The sequence below is a fragment of the Rhodococcus sp. T7 genome (assembly GCF_009872365.1).
Classification (GTDB): Bacteria; Actinomycetota; Actinomycetes; order Mycobacteriales; family Mycobacteriaceae; genus Rhodococcus_F.
The window spans coordinates 37613-54572 of record NZ_WXYH01000334.1 but is presented as its reverse complement, the minus strand read 5'-3'; the positions used below and the strand labels follow the sequence as shown (position 1 = coordinate 54572).

The 16960-nt window shown below is 68.3% G+C and carries 16 protein-coding genes; 13 read left to right on the top strand and 3 right to left on the bottom strand.

The features are described 5' to 3' along the window. Positions 1 to 808, top strand: an 808-nt coding sequence (locus MLGJGCBP_RS30380; protein WP_160100278.1) for an ABC-F family ATP-binding cassette domain-containing protein, incomplete at its 5' end; no start/stop codon positions are given. Between the two features lie 101 nt (positions 809 to 909). After that, on the top strand, positions 910 to 1125 hold the full coding sequence (locus tag MLGJGCBP_RS30375) for a helix-turn-helix domain-containing protein (RefSeq protein WP_043825986.1): 216 nt from the start codon (positions 910 to 912) through the stop codon (positions 1123 to 1125). A 23-nt stretch (positions 1126 to 1148) separates the two neighbouring features. On the opposite strand, the gene MLGJGCBP_RS30370 is transcribed toward MLGJGCBP_RS30375, so the two are convergent. Both MLGJGCBP_RS30370 and acnA read right to left on the bottom strand, forming a co-directional pair. Continuing rightward, complete coding sequence (locus tag MLGJGCBP_RS30370) at positions 1149 to 1715, bottom strand: TetR/AcrR family transcriptional regulator (RefSeq protein ID WP_015890666.1); 567 nt, start codon at positions 1713 to 1715, stop codon at positions 1149 to 1151. Positions 1716 to 1890: 175 nt separating this feature from the next. Further along, positions 1891 to 4692 (bottom strand): aconitate hydratase AcnA, encoded by a 2802-nt coding sequence (gene acnA, locus MLGJGCBP_RS30365; RefSeq protein ID WP_087561266.1) that lies wholly within the window; start codon positions 4690 to 4692, stop codon positions 1891 to 1893. 306 nt (positions 4693 to 4998) lie between these two features. Here acnA and MLGJGCBP_RS30360 point away from each other — a divergent pair, with 306 nt between their 5' ends. From MLGJGCBP_RS30360 to MLGJGCBP_RS30325, 8 genes are all read left to right on the top strand, one after another. Then, positions 4999 to 5607 (top strand): Rv1476 family membrane protein, encoded by a 609-nt coding sequence (locus tag MLGJGCBP_RS30360; RefSeq protein ID WP_087561267.1) that lies wholly within the window; start codon positions 4999 to 5001, stop codon positions 5605 to 5607. A gap of 380 nt (positions 5608 to 5987) precedes the next feature. After that, the gene (locus MLGJGCBP_RS30355; protein ID WP_179220430.1) at positions 5988 to 7469 is read left to right on the top strand and encodes an NlpC/P60 family protein; all 1482 of its coding nucleotides are present in this window, start codon (positions 5988 to 5990) and stop codon (positions 7467 to 7469) included. Between the two features lie 204 nt (positions 7470 to 7673). Then, a complete protein-coding gene (locus tag MLGJGCBP_RS30350; protein WP_087561269.1) occupies positions 7674 to 8849 on the top strand; it encodes an AAA family ATPase in 1176 nt (391 codons plus the stop codon). Next, positions 8846 to 9820, top strand: coding sequence for a DUF58 domain-containing protein (locus MLGJGCBP_RS30345; protein WP_124390935.1), 975 nt, complete (start codon positions 8846 to 8848; stop codon positions 9818 to 9820). Before MLGJGCBP_RS30350 ends, MLGJGCBP_RS30345 begins: the two co-directional genes overlap by 4 nt. Then, on the top strand, positions 9817 to 10797 hold the full coding sequence (locus tag MLGJGCBP_RS30340) for a VWA domain-containing protein (protein WP_160100276.1): 981 nt from the start codon (positions 9817 to 9819) through the stop codon (positions 10795 to 10797). The genes MLGJGCBP_RS30345 and MLGJGCBP_RS30340 overlap by 4 nt, the downstream gene beginning before the upstream one ends. A 93-nt stretch (positions 10798 to 10890) precedes the next feature. After that, positions 10891 to 11640, top strand: coding sequence for a 3-oxoacyl-ACP reductase FabG1 (gene fabG1, locus MLGJGCBP_RS30335; RefSeq protein ID WP_072942052.1), 750 nt, complete (start codon positions 10891 to 10893; stop codon positions 11638 to 11640). Between the two features lie 46 nt (positions 11641 to 11686). Then, the gene (gene inhA / locus MLGJGCBP_RS30330; protein ID WP_005241845.1) at positions 11687 to 12484 is read left to right on the top strand and encodes an NADH-dependent enoyl-ACP reductase InhA; all 798 of its coding nucleotides are present in this window, start codon (positions 11687 to 11689) and stop codon (positions 12482 to 12484) included. A 49-nt stretch (positions 12485 to 12533) separates the two neighbouring features. Next, a complete protein-coding gene (locus MLGJGCBP_RS30325) occupies positions 12534 to 13634 on the top strand; it encodes a ferrochelatase (protein ID WP_160100274.1) in 1101 nt (366 codons plus the stop codon). Here the strand turns inward: MLGJGCBP_RS30325 and MLGJGCBP_RS30320 are convergent. Further along, a complete protein-coding gene (locus tag MLGJGCBP_RS30320) occupies positions 13600 to 14409 on the bottom strand; it encodes a hypothetical protein (RefSeq protein WP_160100272.1) in 810 nt (269 codons plus the stop codon). The genes MLGJGCBP_RS30325 and MLGJGCBP_RS30320 overlap by 35 nt on opposite strands. A 67-nt stretch (positions 14410 to 14476) precedes the next feature. Here MLGJGCBP_RS30320 and MLGJGCBP_RS30315 point away from each other — a divergent pair, with 67 nt between their 5' ends. The 3 genes from MLGJGCBP_RS30315 to MLGJGCBP_RS30305 are packed head-to-tail and all read left to right on the top strand — an operon-like array spanning position 14477 to position 16959. Next, positions 14477 to 15316 carry a DUF3097 domain-containing protein gene (locus MLGJGCBP_RS30315; RefSeq protein WP_087561275.1) on the top strand — a complete coding sequence of 280 codons (840 nt, stop codon included), beginning with the start codon at positions 14477 to 14479 and terminating at the stop codon, positions 15314 to 15316. Between the two features lie 8 nt (positions 15317 to 15324). Continuing rightward, a complete protein-coding gene (locus MLGJGCBP_RS30310; protein ID WP_087561276.1) occupies positions 15325 to 15756 on the top strand; it encodes an NfeD family protein in 432 nt (143 codons plus the stop codon). Further along, positions 15757 to 16959 (top strand): SPFH domain-containing protein, encoded by a 1203-nt coding sequence (locus MLGJGCBP_RS30305; protein ID WP_160100270.1) that lies wholly within the window; start codon positions 15757 to 15759, stop codon positions 16957 to 16959. It abuts the gene before it with no gap. The last annotated feature ends 1 nt before the right edge of the window (position 16960 follow it).

Here is a 16960-nt window from a genome sequence, read left to right as displayed (position 1 = left end):
GAAGAAGGCGAGTGCGTTGCGCACGCAGGCCGCGAAGCTCGGCGCGAAGGCCACCAAGGCCGTGGCGGCGCAGAACATGGCGAAGCGCGCAGACAAGCTGATGTCGGATCTCGACGCGGAACGCGTGTCCGACAAGGTGGCCCGGATCCGGTTCCCCGAGCCGGCCGCGTGCGGCAAGACGCCGCTGATGGCGGAGAACCTGACCAAGGTCTACGGCTCGCTCGAGATCTTCACCGGCGTGGACCTCGCGATCGACCGTGGGTCACGCGTCGTCGTTCTCGGCCTCAACGGTGCGGGTAAGACGACGCTGCTGCGCATCCTCGGCGGTGTCGAGACGCCGGACGCCGGCGGACTCGTCCCCGGTCACGGCCTGAAGATCGGCTACTTCGCACAGGAACACGACACTCTCGACGACAACGCGTCGGTGTGGGAGAACATTCGCCACGCGGCGCCGGACACGGGGGAGCAGGAACTGCGTTCGCTGCTCGGCGCGTTCATGTTCACCGGCCCGCAGCTCGAGCAGCCGGCGGGAACCCTGTCCGGGGGTGAGAAGACGCGCCTCGCGCTCGCCGGGCTCGTGTCGTCGGCGGCGAACGTCCTGCTGCTCGACGAGCCGACCAACAACCTCGACCCCGTTTCCCGCGAACAGGTCCTCGACGCGCTCCGCAGCTACACCGGGGCCGTCGTGCTGGTGACCCACGACCCGGGTGCCGCCGAGGCGCTCGACCCGGAGCGGGTCATCCTCCTGCCAGACGGCACCGAGGACCACTGGTCGCAGGACTACCTGGAACTGATCCAGCTCGCCTGAACACCTCTCCGTAGATATCGCCGTCGCTGCGCTCTACGTAGATATCCCCGTCGCTGCGCTCTACCGTGGAAACCACCGTCGCTCGCCGACTGGAGGAGTTCATGGCTGACATCGGGGTCTTCGCCAAGAGCGCTCGGATCACGGGACCGTCGCGCGCCGATCTGCAGGCGGAGCTGAAACAGCGCTACCAGGCCGGGGCGAGCATTCGTTCCCTCGCCCGGGAAATGGGGCGATCGTACGGGTTCGTCCGCAACATTCTCGCGGAGTCCGAGGTGGAGCTCCGCGGACGAGGCGGAGCTCACCGTCGTAAGACCTGACCGGTGCCGGTGGGAGTGCGGGGTCAGTCGCGGCGTCGGACGGATTCCTCGACGAGGTCGAGCACGGCCGACAGGTTGTCACCGGCGTGCCCGGAGGCGATGCGTGCGACGAGACCGTCGAGCACCAGATCCAGGTAGCCGATGAGGACGTCGGTCGGCACGTCGTCGCGGAGGCGGCCCGCGGACTTCTGCCGCGCGAGGCGCGCCATCGTCGCCTCGGTCAGTTCCGCCGACCGTTGCGACCAGCTTCTGCGGAAATCGGCATCGTTTCGCAGCCGCCGGGCGATTTCGAGTCGGGTTCCCAGCCAGTCGAACTGGTCGGGCTGGGCGAGCATGTCCCGCATCACCTGGACGAGACCCTCGTGGGCGACCACGTCGGCCATCCTGGTCGCGTCCTCGTGGGCGAGCGCCAGGAACAACCCGTCCTTGTCCTTGAAGTGATGGAAGATCGCCCCGCGTGACAGTCCGGTCACTTCCTCGAGCCGGCGGACGGTGGCGCCGTCGTAACCGTATTCGGCAAAGCATCGGCGGGCGCCGTCCAGGATCTGACTGCGCCGGGCCGCGAGATGGTCTTCACTGACCTTGGGCAAAGTGCCTCCTTCGTCGGCCTGTGCACTGTTTTCGGCCCTTCGCGAGAAAGGTGACCTCAAGCACTGAGCGCGCACGACCAGTCATTCAAGACGGTGAGATCCGCTCGAAGTGGTCGTGCGCGCTCAGTGCCGGTTCAGGCCGGAAACACGCACAGGCGCGGAGCGCCTAGAGCGCCTAGCCCTTGATCATGTTGCGGAGCACGTACTGCAGGATGCCGCCGTTGCGGTAGTAATCCGCTTCACCGGGGGTATCGATGCGTACGACTGCGTCGAACACGACCTTCTCGCCGTTCTCCCGCGTTGCCGTGACCTTCATGGTCTTCGGGGTGACGCCCTCGTTGAGCTTCTCGACGCCTTCGATGTCGAAGGTTTCGGTGCCGTCGAGCTTCAGCGACGCAGCCGACTCGCCGGCCGGGAACTGCAGCGGAACGACGCCCATGCCGATGAGGTTGGAGCGGTGGATGCGCTCGAACGACTCGGTGATGACGGCCTTGACGCCGAGGAGGCTGGTGCCCTTGGCGGCCCAGTCACGCGACGATCCGGAGCCGTACTCCTTGCCGCCCAGGACGACCAGCGGGATGCCGGCCTTCTGGTAGTTCTGCGACGCGTCGTAGATGAAGGCCTGCGGGCCGCCGTCCTGCGTGAAGTCGCGGGTGTAGCCACCGGAGACGTCGTCGAGGAGCTGGTTGCGCAGACGGATGTTCGCGAACGTTCCGCGGATCATCACCTCGTGGTTTCCGCGACGCGAGCCGAGCGAGTTGTAGTCCTTGCGCTCGACGCCATGGGAATCGAGGTACTGCGCGGCGGGGGTGCCGGACTTGATCGGACCTGCCGGGCTGATGTGGTCGGTGGTGACCGAGTCGCCGAGCAGGGCGAGGACGCGAGCGCCCTTGATGTCCTTGACCGGAGCCGGATCCTTCGGCATGCCGTCGAAGTACGGAGCCTTGCGGACGTAGGTCGAGTTCTCGTCCCACTCGAAGGTGTCACCCTCAGGGGTCGAGAGGTTCTGCCAGCGGCTGTCGCCCGCGAAGATCGTTGCGTAGGACTTGCGGAACATGTCCTGGCTGATCGCCGTCTTGATGGTCTCTTCGATCTCCTGCGTGGACGGCCAGATGTCCTTCAGGAACACGGGGTTGCCATCGCTGTCGTCGCCGAGGGAGTCGGTTTCGAAGTCGAAGTCCATGGTTCCCGCAAGGCCGTAGGCGATGACGAGCGGCGGGGAGGCAAGGTAGTTCATCTTGACGTCGGGGGAGATGCGTCCCTCGAAGTTGCGGTTGCCCGAGAGCACCGCGGTGACCGACAGGTCGTTGTCGTTGATGGCCTTGGACACTGCCTCGGGCAGCGGGCCGGTGTTGCCGATGCACGTGGTGCATCCGTAGCCGCCGAGGTAGTAGCCGAGCTTCTCGAGGTACGGCCAGAGGCCGGCCTTCTCGTAGTAGTCGGTGACAACCTGTGAACCGGGTGCCATGTTGGTCTTGACCCACGGCTTGGTGGCGAGGCCCTTCTCGACGGCGTTACGCGCAAGCAGCGCAGCGCCGAGCATGACCGACGGGTTGGACGTGTTGGTGCAGGAAGTGATGCCGGCAACGACGACGGCGCCGTGATCGAGAACGAACTCGCCTGCGTCGGACTTGACGGTAACCGGCTTGCTCGGGCGGCCTTCTGCGCCGTTGGCGGCGGAGAGAACGTCGACTGCTCCGTCATCGGCAAACGACAGGACTGCGGGGTCGGACGCCGGGAAGGATTCCTCGACGGCCTCGTCGAGCTGGGTGTGCTCGGTCGGATAGTTCTCTTCCACGTAGTTGTGGATGTCCTTGCGGAACGCGGTCTTCGACTCCGACAACAGGATTCGGTCCTGGGGGCGCTTCGGGCCGGCGATCGAGGGAACAACGGTTCCCAGATCGAGCTCGATGTACTCGGAGAAGACGGGCTCCTTGTCGGGATCGTGCCACAGGCCCTGTTCCTTGGCGTAGGCCTCGACGAGGGCGAGCTGCTCGTCGCTGCGGCCGGTGAGGCGCAGGTAGTCGATCGTCTCGCTGTCGATCGGGAAGATCGCTGCGGTGGAACCGAATTCGGGGCTCATGTTGCCGAGGGTTGCGCGGTTCGCGAGCGGAACCTCGGCAACACCCTTGCCGTAGAACTCGACGAACTTACCGACCACGCCGTGCTTGCGGAGCATCTCGGTGGCGGTGAGCACGACGTCGGTCGCGGTGACGCCGGGCTTGATCTCACCGGAGAGCTTGAAGCCGACGACGCGGGGGATGAGCATGGAGACCGGCTGACCGAGCATGGCTGCCTCGGCTTCGATGCCGCCGACGCCCCAGCCCAGCACGCCCAGGCCGTTGACCATCGTGGTGTGCGAGTCGGTGCCGACACAGGTGTCGGGGTATGCCTGGCCGTTACGTGCCATGACGGTCGGTGCCAGGTATTCGATGTTGACCTGGTGAACGATGCCCATTCCCGGGGGGACGACCTTGAAGTCGTCGAATGCGCCCTGGCCCCAGCGGAGGAACTGGTAACGCTCGCCGTTTCGCTCGTATTCGAGGTCGACGTTGCGCTCGAGTGCATCGGCCTGGCCGAAGATGTCGAGAATGACCGAGTGGTCGATGACCATGTCGGCGGGGGAGAGCGGGTTGACCTTGTTGGGGTCGCCGCCGAGGGCGGTGACAGCCTCACGCATGGTGGCGAGGTCGACGACGCAGGGAACGCCGGTGAAGTCCTGCATGATCACACGAGCCGGCGTGAACTGGATTTCGATGCTCGGCTGAGCCGAGGGATCCCAGCCTGCAATTGCGCGGATGTGATCCGCGGTGATGTTGGCTCCGTCTTCGGTGCGGAGAAGGTTCTCGGCGAGAACCTTCAAGGAGTAAGGCAATTTCTCGGTGCCGGGGACGGCCGCGAGTCGGAAGATCTCGTAGGAGTTCTCACCGACCTCGAGGGTTCCCTTTGCTCCGAATGAATCAATACTGGTGCTCACGTCAGCTCCACTCGTCTATGTGAGGGTCGCCACCGACGGGGCTGTGTCGACGGCTGCAGGCACTGCGGGCACGGCTGATCCGTGTGCGCTGTCGTGCTAGCGATGACGGAATCGGCCCCTACCGCGGTACCTCCGGTAGTCTAACAGTACGCTTGTCCTGTGAGAATTCGGGGCGGAAACGGGCCCGTGCCCCCGGCGATTCTCCACTATCGCGGCGGGGACGCGGCCGGACGGAACGGAACTTCGGGGACACCTCACGTAGTGTTCACGCGAGGCTTACGTTCCTACAGCAAACCCGGATGAGAGATGCCTGCCCCTATCGCCACCGCACTTCCTGCCAGTGTCACGGTTCCCGTCCATTCGGCCCTCCCGTTGTCGACGGACCTTCCGGAAGACATCGACGTCTCCGACGTGGTCGCGGACGTGTCCGACGATGGGGTGTCGGCACCGTCCGACGAGACCGGTGAACTCGCCGCCGTCGTCGACCGCGCGGCCGAGCACGGCATCAAGCTGAGCATCGTGGTGCTGGACGAGGATCCCGGCCGCGACTCGCAGCTGCGCGACCTCGCGACCGAGGTCGGAGCGGAGGAGGGCGGCACCGTTCTGGTCCTGAGCCCCAGCTGGGTCGGCACGTACAGCGACTCGATCAGCCGGGTGCTGCTCGAATCGGGTCAGGACCGCACGTACACCGGCGACGCGGTGGTCTCCGCGAATCACTTCGTCGACGAGGTGGTCGAGCCGGGGCCGCCGTGGGCCCTGTTCACGGCCGTCATCGTGGCGATCGTCGTCATCGCGTCGGCCGCGACGTTCTTCGCGAAGTCGCGCCGGGCGTCCGCCTCGAACGGCGGCGGCACCGCGAATAAGGGTGACAGTGCCCCGGGTGCCGGCACGACGTACGAGCGACAGAAGCCCTGACGCCTTCCGAATTCCCCGGATAACTCGGCGGCAATTTTCACGGTTCGCCCGTGTGAGGCCGCTGCCTGCGTCGATGGGCGTAAATAGCGCCGACGATTCACAGTTCGGCATTTCCGCTGGTCAAATTACTCATGTGTTATTTGTGACTAAAGTTTCCATAGAGTCCGGAAGTGTCGTACGGTGCATTTGGCGCTCTTGGGGAAGAAGTGTCGCAGGCTGGTGATTGACGTCCAGAGTGACGGCGTTCCGGCGTAGTTCGGTGTCGCCGAAACACGGAAGGTGTGGCTGCCGCAATTTCTCCCCACGACGAGCACAGCGCGGCCTGCGCGATCGGTGCAGAACCGAGGGAGAGAGTTGTGAAGCGACAAGCACGAGCTGGAGTGGGGCACCGTAGCTTCTCCCGCAGGCGCGCTCGCGCGGCGCGCCTCTTGATCGGACTGGGCATCGTCGGCGCCCTGGTCGGCAGCACGCCCGGCCTGGCCGCCGCAGTACCGCCCCCGCCGCCGAATCCGTCCGACTCCGACATCGCACAGGCCCAGACCCAGGTGTCGGCGGGCCTCGGGCAGGTCAGCGAATTGATCAACCAGGTCGCCTCCGCGGATCAGCAACTCGCCCAGCTCGACAACGAGGTCGCCATCAAGCGCGAGGACGTGAACCGGGCGCTGGTCGATCTGCAGAACGCCCGCAGCGCCGCCGATCTGGCCGCCAGCGTGGTCGGGGCGTCCCAGCAGGCGCTGCGCGACGCCGGCGCACAGATCGAGCTGGCGCAGAAGGACTTCGACAAGTACGCCCGGTCGAGCTACACGCAGGGCACCAACGTCTCCGCGATCTCGACGTACCTCGGCGCCCAGGGGCCCGGTGACGTCCTGGACCGCGCGCAGGTGCTGAAACTTCTCGCCACCAGCCAGAACGCGGTGCTCGAGGGTCTGCAGCGCGCCCGGACCGCCCAGGCCAACAAGGATTCCGCCGCGCGCGAGGCGAAGCAGCAGGCGGACGTGGCCGCCGACCAGGCAGCGTCGAAGAAGTCGCTGGCGGAGCAGGCGATCGCGATCGCCCGGTCGGCGTTGCAGGACCAGGCGGCCAAGAAGGCGCAGATCGAGAGCAACCGGGCGGCCGCGCAGGCCCAGCTCGACGCCGCCCGCGGGAACGTCGCGGGGCTGGAGGGGCAGCGTGAGGCGTACGCGACGTGGGAGGAGCAGAAGCGCGCCGAGGACGCGCAGAAGGCTGCCATCGCCGCCGCGGCCCGGGAGGCCGCGACGCAGGCCGCCGCGCGGGTCGCCGCCAACGAGGCGGCACGCCAGCGGGCCGCGGAACTCGCCGCGGGGCAGCGGGCGCACACCACGATCGAGGACGATTCGGAGGACGAGGACTCCGCCACGACCACGCCGAAATCCACCCCCAAGTCGAAACCGTCGACCAGCGGTGAGGACCTGACGGGCAGTGAGGCCATCGAAACCGTCATCGACCGCGGCCTGTCCCAGATCGGTGTGGAGTACGCGTGGGGCGGCGGCGACGAGGAAGGCCCCACCCTGGGTATCCGCGACGGCGGTGTCGCCGACAGTTACGGCGACTTCAACAAGGTCGGTTTCGACTGCTCCGGTCTGATGATCTACGCGTTCGCCGGGATCGGCATCTCGCTGCCGCACTACACCGGTTATCAGTACACCGCGGGTGAACAGGTTCCCTCGGAGGAGATGCAGCGCGGCGACATGATCTTCTGGGGCCCGAACGCCAGCCAGCACGTCGCTCTGTACCTCGGAGACGACCAGATGCTGGAGGCGCCCGAGTCGGGAGACGTCGTCAAGATCTCCCCGGTGCGATGGGACGGCATGACCCCTTACGCTGTCCGTATGGTGTCGTGATCCATGATGTCGATGAAGTAGTCCGCGGTGCGGATCGTGCTTGGTTGCGGCGGGGGTTGCTTGCACCTGGAATAGTTGAGCAAGTACGTGAACGGGCGGAACGATCTAGGTGAAAGCGGTGGATTCTTGGTGACCTCACGTGATGATGCGGTATCGGAGGGTGCAGCCCGGAAGGAGTCGCCCGCGAAGGCCGCTCCCGAAGGTGTGCAGAACGGGGGTGCGGCCAACGGATCGGGTCCCCAGAACGCCACCGCGCCGAAGGCACCCTCACAGGATTCGGGCCCGCAGACCTCGATGACGAAGTCGGTCGCGCCCAGTCTCGCCGCCGACGTCCAGACGCTGGAACGGGCGATCTACGAGGTCAAGCGCGTGATCGTCGGGCAGGACCGGCTGGTGGAGCGGATCCTGGTCGGTCTGCTCGCGAAGGGGCACGTGCTGCTCGAGGGTGTGCCGGGTGTGGCGAAGACCCTGGCCGTCGAGACGTTCGCGAAGGTGGTCGGCGGGTCGTTCTCGCGCGTCCAGTTCACCCCGGACCTGGTGCCCACCGACCTGATCGGTACGCGCATCTACCGGCAGGGGCGGGAGGAGTTCGACACCGAACTCGGCCCCGTCGTCGCGAACTTCGTGCTCGCCGACGAGATCAACCGCGCACCGGCGAAGGTGCAGTCGGCGCTGCTCGAGGTGATGGCCGAGCGGCACGTCTCGATCGGCGGCAAGCGGTACCACATGCCCGACCCGTTCCTGGTGATGGCGACGCAGAACCCGATCGAGAACGAGGGTGTGTACCCGCTGCCGGAGGCGCAGCGCGACCGCTTCCTGTTCAAGATCCTCGTCGACTACCCGACGGTGGAGGAGGAGCGCGAGATCGTCTACCGGATGGGTGTCGACGCGCCGGAACCGCATCAGGTTCTCGATCCCGAGGAACTGGTCCGACTGCAGAAGGTCGCGAGCGGTGTGTTCGTGCACCATGCGCTCGTCGACTACGTGGTCCGGGTCATCGCGGCCACCCGCACGCCTGCGGAGTTCGGTCTCCCCGACGTCGACGGCTGGATCGCGTACGGCGCGTCTCCGCGTGCAACGCTGGGCATCATCTCCTCGGCGCGGGCGCTGGCGTTGCTGCGCGGGCGTGACTACGTGGTACCGCAGGACGTGCTCGAGGTGATCCCGGACGTACTCCGTCACCGTCTCGTGCTGTCCTACGACGCTCTCGCCGACGAGGTGAGCCCGGACGACGTGATCTCCCGTGTGCTGCAGACGGTGGGTCTGCCGCAGATCGCCGCACAGCCGACGGCGGTCCCGGCCGCTCCCGCCGGTCACAACGGACCGCCCGTCCCGTCCACGTCGGTGCCCGGACCGACGGCGATGAGCCAGCCACGGTGAGTGCGCGTACCGCCGGTGCGCAGAGTTCCGGCCCGCCGCCGTCGTTTCGCTCCGGCGAACTCCGTGATCCCAAACTGTCCGCCGCGCTGCGGACACTGGAACTGACCGTCCGCCGCCGCCTCGACGGTGTGCTGCACGGCGACCATCTGGGCCTGATCCCGGGTCCGGGCTCCGAGCCGGGTGATGCGCGCGAGTACCAGCCGGGTGACGACGTCCGTCAGATGGACTGGTCGGTGACCGCCCGGACGACGCACCCGCACGTCCGGCAGTCGGTCGCGGACCGGGAGCTGGAGACGTGGCTCGTCGTCGACCTGTCGGCGAGCCTGGACTTCGGTACCGCCGGATGTGAGAAGCGGGACCTGGTGGTGGCCGCTGCCGCCGCCGTCACGCATCTGACCAGCGGCGGCGGTAACCGGATCGGGGCGATCGTCTCCACCGGCGCCCAGACCACCCGGATCCCGGCCCGCGGCGGCCGGATCCACGCGCAGGCGATGTTGCGTCAGATCGCGACCACCCCGCACGCCCCGGACGGAGTGCGGGGCGACCTGCAGGGGGCGGTGGAGTCGTTGCGCCGGCCGCAGCGCCGCCGCGGTCTGGCCGTCGTCATCAGTGACTTCCTGGGACCGATCGACTGGGAGCGGTCGCTGCGGGCCATCTCGGGGCGCCACGACGTACTCGGTGTCGAGGTGCTCGACCCGCGAGATCTGGAATTACCCGACCTGGGGGATGTAGTGCTGCACGATCCGGAGTCCGGACGGACCCGCGAGTTCACGACGACGCCGCAACTGCGCGCCGACTTCGCGCGCGCCGCGGAGGAACACCGCCTGCAGGTGGAGCAGTCGTTGCGGCGCTGCGGTGCCCCGCTGCTCGGTCTGCGGACCGACCGGGACTGGATCTCGGACGTGGTGCGGTTCGTGTCCGCCCGGAAACACAGTTACGGGACCGCGACGAACCAGAGGTCCCGCCGGTGAGTCTTTCGCAGTTCACCTCACCGTGGTGGTTGCTGTTCCTCCTGGTCGTCGTGGCGTTGGTCGTGGGATACGTGTGGGTGCAGCGGCAGCGGCAGAAGCACACCCTGCGGTTCACCAACTACGCGCTGCTCGAGAAGGTCGCGCCGTCGCGGCCGGGCCGGGCCCGGCACATCCCGGCGCTGCTGATGGTGCTGGCGCTGGTGTTCTTCAGCGTGGCGCTGGCAGGCCCGACGGAGGACAAGCGGGTTCCGCGGAACCGGGCCACCGTGATCCTCGTCATCGACGTGTCGTTGTCGATGAAGGCGACCGACGTGGAACCGACCCGGCTGGCCGCCGCGCAGGACGCCGCGAAGTCGTTCGCCGACGGGCTCACCCCCGGCATCAACCTCGGTCTCGTCGCATTCGCGGGCACTGCGTCGGTGCTCGTCTCGCCGACCACCAACCGGGACGCCACCAAGGTCGCGATCGACAACCTGCAGCTGAGCGAGCGCACCGCCACCGGTGAGGCGATCTTCACGTCGCTGCAGTCGATCGACACGCTGGCCGCGGTGCTCGGCGGCAGTGATCAGGCGCCGCCCGCCCGCATCGTGCTGCTCTCCGACGGCAAGCAGACGGTCCCCGAGAACCCGGACGATCCGCGCGGCGGGTTCACCGCGGCCCGGCAGGCGAAGGACAAGGACGTTCCCATCTCGACGATCTCGTTCGGCACCAGCTACGGCAAGGTCGAGATCGAGGACGAACGCATCCCGGTACCCGTCGACGACCCGTCGCTGCGAGAGATCGCGAATCTCTCCGGCGGCAGCTTCTTCACGGCGTCGAGCCTGGAGGAACTGCGGGACGTCTACGACACCCTCGAGGAGCAGATCGGGTTCGAGACCACCCGCGGCGACGCCAGCCGCCCCTGGCTCGTGCTGGGTGTCCTCTCCGCCACGGCGGGGCTGATCCTCGCGCTGGTCCTGCGCCAACGGCTGCCGTGATCTGCGTTCCGGCGGAGTTCCCGGCACCAGCGCCCTGCTGACGGCCGCCCCGCGTTTCCACTCCTGCACATCTGAACAGATAGGTTGATCCGCATGTCTACCCCAGAAACTACCGACGCGTCGGTGAGGACGGTGTCCACTCCCCGGTCGGTGCTCGTCACCGGCGGCAACCGCGGGATCGGCCTCGCTGTCGCGCAGCGCCTCGCGGCGGACGGGCACAAGGTCGCGGTCACGCACCGCGGTTCGGGTGCGCCCGAGGGCCTGTTCGGCGTCCAGTGCGACGTCACGGACACCGAGTCGATCGACCGCGCCTTCAAGGAAGTGGAGGCGCACCAGGGTCCGGTCGAGGTCCTCGTCGCGAACGCCGGCATCACCGACGACACGCTGATCATGCGGATGACCGAGGAGCAGTTCACCTCCGTCGTCGACGCCAACCTGACCGGCGCGTTCCGCGTCGCGAAGCGCGCCACCCGGTCGATGCTGCGGTCCCGGTTCGGCCGGTTCGTGTTCCTCGGGTCGGTCGTCGGCCTCGCCGGCGGTCCCGGCCAGGTCAACTACGCGGCGTCGAAGGCCGGAGTGGTCGGCATCGCGCGGTCGCTGACCCGCGAACTCGGGTCCCGGTCGATCACCGCGAACGTGGTGGCCCCAGGATTCATCGACACCGACATGACCGCGGTCCTCGACGACAAGTACAAGGACATGATCACCGGCGCCGTCCCGCTGCAGCGGCAGGGCAAGCCCGAGGAGGTCGCCGCGGTGGTGAGCTTCCTGGCCTCCGACGATTCCGCGTACGTCTCCGGCGCGGTGATCCCCGTCGACGGCGGCCTCGGCATGGGCCACTAGAACTCCCACACCACTTCCCGGACTTTTCTTCACAGGAGGACACCTCATGGGCGGATTGCTCGAAGGTAAGACCATTCTCGTCACCGGCATCATCACGGACGCGTCCATCGCGTTCCACGTCGCCAAGGTCGCCCAGGAACAGGGCGCCAAGGTGATCATCACCGGATTCGACCGGCTCCGGCTGATCGACCGCATCGCGCAGCGGCTGCCGCAGCCGGTGCCGCCGGCCCTCGAACTCGACGTGCAGAACCCCGAGCACCTCGCGAGCCTCGCCGACCGCATCCGCGAGATCGCGCCGGAGGGTGTCGACGGCGTCGTGCACTCCATCGCGTTCGCGCCGCGGTCCTGCCTGGGCAGCCCGTTCTTCGACGCACCGTGGTCCGACGTCGGCGTGGCGTTCGAGGTGTCGGCCTACTCGTACGCGTCCCTGTCGAAGGCGCTGCTGCCGGTGCTCAACGACAACGCGTCGATCGTCGGCATGGACTTCGACCCCGCGCGCGCAGTGCCGTTCTACAACTGGATGGGCGTCGCCAAGGCCACCCTCGAGTCGGTGAACCGGTATGTCGCCAAGGAGGTCGGCGAACGCGGTATCCGCTCCAACCTCGTCGCGGCCGGCCCGATCAAGACCCTCGCCGCCAAGGCCATCGCCGGCACCGCCACCGACGACGCCAAGCAGATGAACGAGCTGAACACGGCGTGGGACGAGCGCGCGCCCATCGGCTGGAACGTCGACGACCCGGAGCCGGTCGCGAAGACCGTGTGCACCGTGTTGTCCGACTGGCTGCCCGGCACCACCGCGTCGATCATCTACGTCGACGGCGGCGCCCACGCGATGGCCGGCTAGGGCACTACCCGGGGAGTGCGCCCCGAACGGCACCACGGAAGATGGGGACATGAGCGCTGTGAATTCGACGGACGGTTCCGGTTCCCGGTTCGACGCCCTTCTTCTGTTGTCGTTCGGGGGGCCGGAGAAGCCCGAGGACGTGCGTCCGTTCCTGGAGAACGTCACCAGGGGCCGGGGGGTGCCGCCCGAACGTCTGGACGCGGTCGCCGAGCATTACCTGCATTTCGGGGGTGTGTCGCCGATCAACGCCCTCAACCGCGACATCATCTCCCGCGTCGAATCCGAATTGGCAAGCGCCGGAATCGATCTGCCGGTGTATTTCGGTAACCGGAACTGGCATCCGATGGTCGAGGACACGGTCGCCCGGATGGGCGCGGACGGCGTCCGCTCGGCCCTGGTGTTCCCGACGTCGGCGTGGGGCGGGTACTCGGGGTGCCGGCAGTACCACGAGGACGTCTCCCGGGCGCGGGCCGCGGCCGGGGACGGGGCGCCGCACCTGTTGAAGCTGCGCCAGTACTACGACCACCCGCTGCTGATCGGGGCGTTCGCCGACGCCGTCCGCGCGGCCGCCGCGCAGCTCCCCGCCGAGCACCGGGCAGACGCCCGGCTGGTGTTCACCGCCCATTCCGTGCCGGTCTCCGCGGACGTCAACGCCGGTCCGCCCGCGGAGGGCGGTCGCCTCTACAGCAGGCAGGTGGCCGAGGCCGCCGCGCTCACCGCCCGGGCCGCCGGCTTCGACGACTTCGATCTGGTGTGGCAGTCCCGGTCCGGGCCACCCCAGGTGCCGTGGCTCGAACCGGACATCTGCGACCACCTCGACGCCCTCGCCGGCGACGGCGTGCGCGCGGTGATCGTGTGCCCGGTGGGATTCGTCTCCGATCACCTCGAGGTGGTGTGGGACCTGGACACCGAGGCGCGGGACAAGGCCGCCGAACTCGGAATCGACTTCGTGCGCGCGGCCACACCCGGGACGGACCACCGGTTCGCGGAACTCGTCGTCGAACTCGTCACGGAGCAGCTGACCGGTGCGTCCGCTGCGCGGCTCGGAACCGAGCCGCTGCTCGGGTCCACCCTGGACGGCGCGTCCTGCGCGGTCGACTGCTGCAAGGCCGTCGTCAGGCCGTCAGGCCGTCCCGCGCACACGCATTGACGGCGGCGGTGCGCGCCGAGCGCACCGCCGAACGCAGCGGCCGCAGCAGATCCTCGAGGGTGGCCGCGCCCGACGCGGACACCGTGCGGGCCGGGGCCATCTGCTCGGCGACGGTGAGGATCGCGGCCACCTGATCGGCCGAGTCCAGGATCCGCAGCGCCCGCGGCGCGATCGTCGTCGGATACCGGTGCAGCGCGGACTTCGCCAGCGCATCGGCGATCAGTGCGCGCGGATCGGCGCCGAAACCGGAGTCGAGCATGTGCAGGGCCTCGAGCGCGGCCGCGGCGTCGCGCACCGCCTCCCGCATCGTGAACTCGGCCTCACCCAGACCGGTGTGGTGGGCGTCGAGGGGGAGCCGCTCGATCGTCGACACCGTCCACCGCAGCACGTCGGGACCCTCGACGTGCGGGACGAGCCCCGTCCCGGGACGGCCGGGCGGCCCGACGAGGACACCCTCGCCGGTGCCGGTCGCGGCGGACGCGAACCCGGTGCCCGCGGGCAGCCCGCGCACGTCCCCCGGCCCGGGCAGGACCAGCCGGATCTCGGTCTCGGGTTGCGACACGGAACGGCGCATCGTCTGCAGCAGCGCCGTCACTCCGGCGTCCTGCGGGTCGGGCCACGGCAGCCCGGTACGCCGGGCCGTGTCCTGATCCTCCGCGCAGGCGAGATGCATCGGCGCCCACGCGTGGAGGGCGTCGATGACGTCGTCGGGTGCACTGTTCCCGGCGAGCCAGGAACTGGCCCACACGGTGAGAGTGGCGCTGGGTGAAGTCACGATAAACGAGCATATGTCGGCGTGGCGGCGTGTGTGTAACGGCGCCGCTGGCATAGCGTCAGCGCCCGTGAGCGGAGGCGACAGATACGGCGACATCTTTTCCGGACACCCACGCGCGAGCAAGCCGGTGACGCCGACGGTCCCGGCCGAGCGGGACCTCGTGGTCGAGGACGCGGGCACCGGGTTCTGCGGTGCGGTGGTGGGGTTCGAACGCACCTACGACGGCGATTTCGTCCGGCTCGAGGACGGGGCGCGGCGCACCCGGTTGTTCGCCATGCGGGAGGCGGCGTTCCTGATCGACGGGAAGCCGGTCACCCTGGTGCGGCCCGCGGCCAAGCCCGCCGGTCCGGCGGCCACCCGGTCGGCGTCGGGGTCGACGAAGGTGGAGGGACTGCGGGCCCGGACCGCGCTGGCCAGCCGGATCTGGGTGGAGGGCGTGCACGACGCCGCCCTGGTGGAACGGGTGTGGGGGCACGACCTCCGCGTCGAAGGGGTCGTCGTCGAGCACCTCGAGGGTCTCGACAACCTCGGGGAACGGCTCGCCGAGTTCCGCCCCGGACCGGGACGGCGGGTCGGGGTGCTCGTCGACCACCTCGTCACCGGATCGAAGGAAACCCAGCTCACGCAGGGGCTGGGGCCGAACGTGCTCGTCACCGGGCACCCGTTCATCGACGTGTGGGAGGCGGTCCGCCCGTCGGCGGTGGGCATCTCGGCCTGGCCGAAGATTCCGCGCGGTGAGGACTGGAAGACCGGGGTGTGCCGCGAGTTGGGCTGGGGGACACCGCGCGACGGGTGGCGCCGGGTGTACTCGGCCGTCGACACGTTCCGCGACCTGGAGGCGCCGCTGATCGGGGCGGTCGAACAGCTGGTCGACTTCGTCACCGTCGGTTCCGGAGATTCTGGTTAGATGGTGTTGTGGCTGCATTGATTTGGCTGGTAGCGGGGGTGCTGCTCGCCGCCGCGGAAGCGTTGACGGGGGACTTCTTCCTCCTCATGCTGGCGGGCGGTGCGCTGGCCACTGCCGGGGTCACTGCGATCACCGACTTCCCGGTCTGGGTCGACGCGGTGATTTTCGGAATACTGTCCCTCGCCCTGATCCTCGGGGTGCGCCCGGTGTTGTTGCGCAAGTTCGAGACACCGCCGCCGACCCCGACGGGCATCGCGGCGCTCACCGGCAAGCAGGCCCTGGTGCTCGAGGAAGTCGCCGAGCACGCGGGGCAGATCAAACTCGGCGGGGACGTGTGGACGGCCCGCCCGCTCGACAGCACGGAAGTGTATCCACCGGGAACGACCGTGACGGTAATGCAAATTGACGGCGCGACCGCCGTCGTATGGAGGGGACCGTAGATGGCAGCACTCATCGTGTTGATCGTGCTCGTGTTGTTCGTTGTGCTGGTGGTGGCCAAATCGGTGGCGCTGGTGCCGCAGGCCGAGGCCGCGGTGATCGAGCGGCTCGGCCGGTACTCGCGGACCGTGTCGGGTCAGCTGACGTTCCTGATCCCGTTCGCGGACCGCATCCGGGCCAAGGTGGATCTGCGCGAGCGGGTGGTGTCGTTCCCGCCGCAGCCGGTCATCACCCAGGACAACCTGACGCTGAACATCGACACCGTGGTGTACTTCCAGGTCACCAACCCGCAGGCCGCGGTGTACGAGATCAGCAACTACATCGTCGGTGTCGAACAATTGACCACCACCACGCTGCGCAACGTCGTCGGCGGCATGACGCTGGAGGAAACGCTCACCTCGCGTGACTCCATCAACGGGCAGCTGCGCGGGGTGCTGGACGAGGCCACCGGCCGCTGGGGTCTGCGCGTCGCCCGCGTCGAACTCAAGAGCATCGATCCGCCGCCGTCGATCCAGGAGTCGATGGAAAAGCAGATGAAGGCGGACCGCGAGAAGCGGGCCACCATCCTCACCGCCGAGGGGCACCGGGAGTCGGCGATCAAGACGGCAGAGGGCGACAAGCAGTCCCGCATCCTCGCCGCGGAGGGCGCGAAGCAGGCGTCGATCCTCACCGCGGAGGGTGAGCGGCAGTCCCGGATCCTGCGGGCGCAAGGCGACCGGGCCGCCAAGTACCTGCAGGCGCAGGGTCAGGCGAAGGCGATCGAAAAGGTGTTCGCCGCAATCAAGTCCGGCAAACCCACCCCCGAACTCCTCGCGTACCAGTACCTGCAGACGTTGCCGCAGATGGCGCAGGGCGACGCGAACAAGGTGTGGCTGGTGCCCAGCGACTTCGGCGACGCCCTCAAGGGTTTCGCGAAGACCCTCGGCGCGCAGGGGCAGGACGGGGTGTTCCGGTACGAGCCGTCCACCACGGAGGAGGATCTGCCCAAGCCCGAGGACGATTCGGACGAGGTCGCCGACTGGTTCGAGACCAAGTCCGATCCGGCCATCGCGCAGGCCGTCCGCGCTGCCGAGGTCGAGGCACGGCAGCCCGTCGACGGTCCGGGACCGATCACCAAGCCCGGCGGCGCCGACGAGCATGCGCCGCTGTATCCGGGGGGAGCGCCCGGGCAGTTGCCGCCGCCCGTCCCCCCGCACGGCGGCTGAC

Excerpts from the sequence above, each read along its gene's own strand:
- MLGJGCBP_RS30325 (WP_160100274.1), top strand. The coding sequence starts at position 12,534 with ATGAGCGCTGTGAATTCGACGGACGGTTCCGGTTCCCGGTTCGACGCC.
- MLGJGCBP_RS30360 (WP_087561267.1), top strand. The coding sequence starts at position 4,999 with ATGCCTGCCCCTATCGCCACCGCACTTCCTGCCAGTGTCACGGTTCCC.
- MLGJGCBP_RS30305 (WP_160100270.1), top strand. The coding sequence starts at position 15,757 with ATGGCAGCACTCATCGTGTTGATCGTGCTCGTGTTGTTCGTTGTGCTG.
- fabG1 (WP_072942052.1), top strand. The coding sequence starts at position 10,891 with ATGTCTACCCCAGAAACTACCGACGCGTCGGTGAGGACGGTGTCCACT.
- inhA (WP_005241845.1), top strand. The coding sequence starts at position 11,687 with ATGGGCGGATTGCTCGAAGGTAAGACCATTCTCGTCACCGGCATCATC.
- MLGJGCBP_RS30375 (WP_043825986.1), top strand. The coding sequence starts at position 910 with ATGGCTGACATCGGGGTCTTCGCCAAGAGCGCTCGGATCACGGGACCG.